Raw genomic sequence first — 2800 nt, 5'->3', positions numbered from 1 at the left:
CATCGGCAGACCGCCTTGCGGCTGCGTGGTCAGTTTCTGTACAGGCCAGGGTTTGGTTTCGGCTGTCGTGTCGAAGCGGAAGCGCGACAGCATGATCGCCAGCGCGATGATCGCCTCCTGCATGGCGAAGCTGGCGCCGATGCAGACGCGCGGACCCGCGCCAAACGGCAGATACTGGAAGCGGTCGATCTTTTCGCGATTTCCCGGATGGAAGCGCTCCGGCAGGAAGGCATCCGGCCGGTCCCACAGTTTCCTGTGGCGATGCACGACCCAGGGCATCACCAGCACCGCGGCGTGCTTGGGGATATGAAGATCCTTCCACATTTCCGGTTCGATCGGCTCGCGGTTGATCGACGGCGCCGGCGGATACAGCCTGAGCGCTTCGTCGAAAGCCGCACGCGTGAACGGCATGGCATCGAGCCATTTCGTCGGATCGGGCTCGCGCGCCAACACCTGGTCGATCTCCTGCTCGACCCGGTCGCGCTCCCACGGCGATTCAGCCAGGCAATACAGTGTCCAGCCCAGAGCCCGCGCGGTCGTCTCATGGCCGGCGCCGATGAAGGTGATGATGTTGTCCTCTACCTCGGCCCGCGTCAGTCCATCGGGTCCCTCGGCCTTGAGCAGCAGCGTCAGGAAATCCTGCGGCACGGCATCGGGGTCGCGCTTGAATTTCGCTTCGCGCATCTTGACAGTGTCGGTGACGATCTTGCGGAAATAGGCCATGGTCTTGCGGCCGCGGATACGGGTCAGCCTCGGCAGCCAGTCGGGCGCGCGCAACAGATCGAGCGGATCGACGCGACCCATGGTCTCGAACAGGCGGTCGATCTCGTTGGCGAAACTGCCAGGCTCGCCCGATATCTCGCCGGAAAACAGCGTCTCGGCCAGGATGTCGTAGGTGAGCAGCGTCATGTCATGGGCGATGTCGGACGTGCCGCCGTCTTCGTAGCGGGCGACGAAGTCCAGCGTGCGTCTCAGCATCGGCTGGGCGAAGCCGAAGATGTGGCGCGGCGTGAACACCGGCGCCATCGCCTTGCGCGACCGCTTCCAGACCTCGCCCTCGGCGGTCAGCAGGCCATCGCGCAGGATCGGCCGCAGGATCTTCTGACGCACCGTCGCCATCTTGTAGTTCCTGGCATTGTCGACCAGCACATGGCGGATCAGGCCGGGATCATTGGCGACGATCAGATGTCCACCAACACCACTGGCCGAGATCCACGGCTCGTTGTAGGTGTGCTCACCCCACAATTCGAGCGGGTTGCGGTAGACGATGCGGATCATCTCCAGCGTCGAGGGCGGCGTGGTGCGCGGCTTCGGCGCCGGGGGAATGAAGGGGGCGGGCTGGATGTCCATGGGCTGCTCCGCTGATACCCCAATGTAATGGCTGGCAATGCGGGCGTCCATGTGACCGAACGGCAGGCGCAAATATACAGCCCGAGGCGTCACAGCAGGCGATCCGTTCAGCCGATTGTGACCGCCTCCATGGCGGTGCCGCCTTGTCCGCGGCCGTGTCCTGCCGTAGGTCACCAACAGATACCGCCAGACCTAGGAGCCCGCCTTGAAGCACCAGTTGAACATCATCATCGGCAGCACGCGGCCAGGCCGCGCCGGACCGGTTTTTGCCGAGTGGCTGGAGACGTTCGCGCGCGAGCATGGAAAATTCGAGCCGGTACTGACCGACATCGATACGTTCAAGCTTCCGGTGCTGGACGAACCGCACCATCCAAGGCTCGGCAATTACAAGAACGACCATACCAAGGCCTGGTCGAAAGCGATCGATGCCGCCGACGCCTTCGTCTTCGTGGCGCCGGAATACAATTATTTCGTGGCGCCGGCGATCGTCAACGCGGTCGATTATCTCTCGCGTGAATGGAAGTACAAGCCTGCAGCCATTTTCAGCTATGGCGGCGTCTCCGGCGGCCTGCGCGCGGCGCAAGCGCTGAAGCCGTTGCTGACATCGGTCGGCGTCATGCCGATCTCGGAAGGCGTCGCGCTGCCGATGTACCAGAAACTGCTCGATGAGAACGGCGCTTTCAACGCCAGCGAACAGGTGCAGGGCGGAGCCAAAACCATGCTCGACGAGCTGTTGCGCTGGAGCGAGGCGCTGAAGCCGCTGCGGGGCGCTTGAAAGTGGCGGCTTTTCACCAAAAGCCTTGCTTGCTCATGCGATAAAGAGGTGGAATGTTCGCGCAAATGGACAAGCCGGGGGGCGGTTCGACTTGCGCTTGCTTTTTGCCTTGCTGCTGATGCTCATGAGCACCGCCGCCGCGGTGGCTGAGCGACGCGTGGCTTTGATCATAGCCGAGGACGGCTACCGCCTGGTTCGGCCGCTCGCCAATCCGGTCCATGACGGCGAGGCGATGGCAGCGGCGCTGAAGAAGCTCGGCTTCGAGGTCATCCTCGAAACCAATCGCGACCTGCGGCGAATGCGCCGCGCGCTCGACGATTTTCGCCTGGATGCCAAAGGCGCCGACGTGGCGCTGGTCTACTTCTCCGGCCACGGCGTGGAAATCTCGGGCGACAACCGGCTGCTCCCGATCGATGCCGACGCCTCCTCGCTCGATGCGCTGGAGAAGACCAGCCTGCCGCTGGAAGAGGTGCGCGACAGCGTGGCCGCCACGGCCAAGGTCGGCCTGATCATGCTCGACGCCTGCCGCAGCGATCCCTTCTCGGGAAGCAGCGGTGAAGGGCGCGGCGCGACATCGCTGGCAAAGGATGTCTCCGACAAGGTGAAGCCGGGTCTCGGCCGGATTGGCCGCGCCGAAAACATCCTGTTCGCCTTCTCCGCCGCACCGGGCGAGAC

The 2800-nt window shown here is 63.9% G+C and carries 3 protein-coding genes; 2 read left to right on the top strand and 1 reads right to left on the bottom strand.

Features of this window, described 5'->3' with window-relative positions:
• On the bottom strand, positions 1 to 1350 hold a 1350-nt coding region (locus EN906_RS29680; protein ID WP_164777454.1), incomplete at its 3' end, for a cytochrome P450.
• A gap of 205 nt (positions 1351 to 1555) precedes the next feature.
• On the opposite strand from EN906_RS29680, the gene EN906_RS29675 reads away from it, so the two are divergent.
• The gene (locus tag EN906_RS29675; protein ID WP_127271840.1) at positions 1556 to 2125 is read left to right on the top strand and encodes an NADPH-dependent FMN reductase; all 570 of its coding nucleotides are present in this window, start codon (positions 1556 to 1558) and stop codon (positions 2123 to 2125) included.
• 91 nt (positions 2126 to 2216) lie between these two features.
• Positions 2217 to 2800, top strand: a 584-nt coding sequence (locus EN906_RS29670; RefSeq protein WP_164762340.1) for a caspase family protein, incomplete at its 3' end; no start/stop codon positions are given.

It is taken from the genome of Mesorhizobium sp. M7A.F.Ca.CA.004.06.1.1 (genome assembly GCF_003999135.1).
Lineage (GTDB): Bacteria > Pseudomonadota > Alphaproteobacteria > Rhizobiales > Rhizobiaceae > Mesorhizobium.
Note: the sequence above shows the minus strand (reverse complement) of the source record. Positions and strands in the feature narration are given on the sequence as shown.